The following is a 2,470-nucleotide window of genomic DNA, read 5'->3' on the forward strand; positions in this document are numbered from 1 at the left end:
TATACGGTAGTAGTACCGGATGGTTATGTACTGGTCACTCCGCAAAAAGATGTTCAGGATAATAAAGTTAACTATACGTTTACGCCAGGCAACGATAATAAGCTGATTCACCTGACCCACAAGACGACAGATTCAACGCTGACAACAACGCGGACTATCGTCTATGAGATTAATGGTAAGAAGGTTGATACACCAGCGCCAGTCGTACAGGACACGACGTGGACGATTACTACGGATATGGTAACGGGAGCTATTACTGCTGCAAAGCCGAAGAACAACTATGCAGCAGTAACGACACCAGCATTGGCAGGATATATACCCGATAAGAAGACGGTAGACGAAGAGACGCCGAAATTAACGCTGGTATCTGGTTCGCCAGTAAATGAAACTGTATTCGTAAACTACACGCCTGAAGCTGATGAGCTTCAAGTTACTTATGTGGAGATTGATGAGTTTGGCAATCCAAGACAAGATCAATTGATTAAGACGGAGATGGTTGCTGGTAAGACAGGTGAACTTGTTTCATTCACACCAACTGTTCCTAAAGGTTATATTGCATCTAACTTTGTACCTGGCGAACCAATCACCTATACACTTACGCCATCAGCGGACGGTCTAATTCTCTACTTGTATCGCGACTACGGGAGTGGTAATGGTGGTGGCAACCCGCCGACAGACAACGGTGGCAACCCGCCAACGAACAACGATGGCAATCCGCCAACGAACAACAATGGCAATCCGCCAACGAACAACAATGGCAACCCGCCAACGAACAACGATGGCAATCCGCCAACGAACAACGATGGCAACCCGCCAATGAACAACAATGGTAACCCGCCAACGAACAACGATGGCAATCCGCCAACGAACAACGATGGCAACCCGCCAACGAACAACGATGGCAATCCGCCAACGAACAACGATGGCAATCCGCCAACGAACAACGATGGCAACCCGCCAACAGACAACGGTGGCAACCCGCCGACGAACAACGGTGGCAACCCGCCAACGAACAACGATGGCAACCCACCAACAGATAACGGTGGCAACCCACCGACAAACAACGAAGGTGGCAATCCGCCAATCAACGGCGGCGGCACCACACCGGGCAACCCAGGTGATACCCCAACCAATGAAGGTGGCAACCCTACCAGACTAAAGCTGCCTCGGACAGATAATGAGACGCCTACTGGTAACGAAACGCCGATTAACAACGAGACCCCAACTGGTAACGGGACTCCTGCTGGCAAGACCAGCAACAGGAGAACGTTGCCTAAGACTGGTAACGAAAGTCCTCAATTTTCAAGTCAAGTGCAACGATGATAACGAATCCTTGATAGTGGTCTAGGTTGTTAAGCCATGCGTCGGTAGTAATCGCATGGTCGAAGATAGTTCAGAATACGTCTGGGACGATGGTTCAGTGCTGATTGGACTGCTTGGATCTCAACCAGCGTAACGTCCCTGAGAGACTTTCCCTTCGGGAAGTACTCCCTGAGTAGTCCGTTGGTGTTCTCGTTAGTGCCGCGCTCCCAAGGCGAGTATGGATGAGCAAAATAGATCTGGGTTCCAACGATCTCCGACAGCTTGGCGAACTCGGAACCATTGTCAAACGTGACACTCTCAAACTCCTTGGCACCGTAATCGTTGATCGTGTCCTGCAAGGCTTTAAGGCAGGTGTCCGCATGATAGTCAGGTATCTTAACGATGATTTCAGTTCGGCTGTACCGTTCTGTGAGCGTCATCAGCGCTGGCTCATCAGCCGAACGAATACCTTTGACCAAGTCGCCTTCCCAATGTCCCACGCCTGTACGGTCATTCACGGCCGCAGGACGCAGCTCGATTGAGTCGCCGTATATCTTCTTGTTCTTGCGTTTGTGGGCGTTCTTATAGCCTTTGACGCGGCGTCGGAGCTTCTTGGGGAGTGTCATGTTGTCTAGTTCAAGCAGCCCGGCATCGATGTAGCGGTACACGGTAGTCGTTGAAGGGCAAGACTTACCCTGGTCGCGATAGAAGTGTACGAAACTATCAACGCTGTGCACGCGAGGCTTGCGGGTAAGCTCCTTGGTGAGAGCTTTGAAGAACGCACGGCCGGTTTTGAGAAAGGCGTGGTGTCCGGTTCTGTCGCGTTTGCGGTCGTGTATGGCTTGGGCAGTTTCCGCAAGATAGACTTGATGCGAGTGACGCTTCGAGTCGAGCTGAGTTACAGATCCACGCGTGATTTCCCGTGAGATTGTCGCTTTACTGCGATGAAGCTTCTGTGCAATCACGGTCGCGGTGTCACCAGTAGCCCGAAGGGCCTGAATTGTAGCACGGTCGCTAAGACTGAGTTGTTGGTAGTGCTTGTGAGTGTTAATCTGAGAGTGGGTCATGAAGATTCCTGCTTTCTTGTCTGGTTGCACTAACAAGAATAGGTCTTCATGGCCTTTTTGGTCTAGTCGCTAAGGTGTTGCACTTGAATTGTAAACTGGGG

2 protein-coding genes are annotated in these 2,470 nt (G+C 50.7%); one reads left to right on the top strand and one right to left on the bottom strand.

The genetic code is table 11. The features are described from left to right. Positions 1–1,323: hypothetical protein (locus tag JUE30_RS11155; RefSeq protein WP_374706489.1), on the top strand; the 1,323-nt coding region annotated here is incomplete at its 5' end. A 29-nt stretch (positions 1,324–1,352) separates the two neighbouring features. Here JUE30_RS11155 and JUE30_RS11160 read toward each other — a convergent pair. Continuing rightward, positions 1,353–2,369: an IS30 family transposase gene (locus tag JUE30_RS11160; protein WP_203624884.1), complete on the bottom strand. Its 1,017-nt coding sequence runs from the start codon at positions 2,367–2,369 to the stop codon at positions 1,353–1,355. Positions 2,370–2,470: the final 101 nt, after the last annotated feature.

Source organism: Lacticaseibacillus sp. 866-1, assembly GCF_016861825.1.
Lineage (GTDB): Bacteria > Bacillota > Bacilli > Lactobacillales > Lactobacillaceae > Lacticaseibacillus.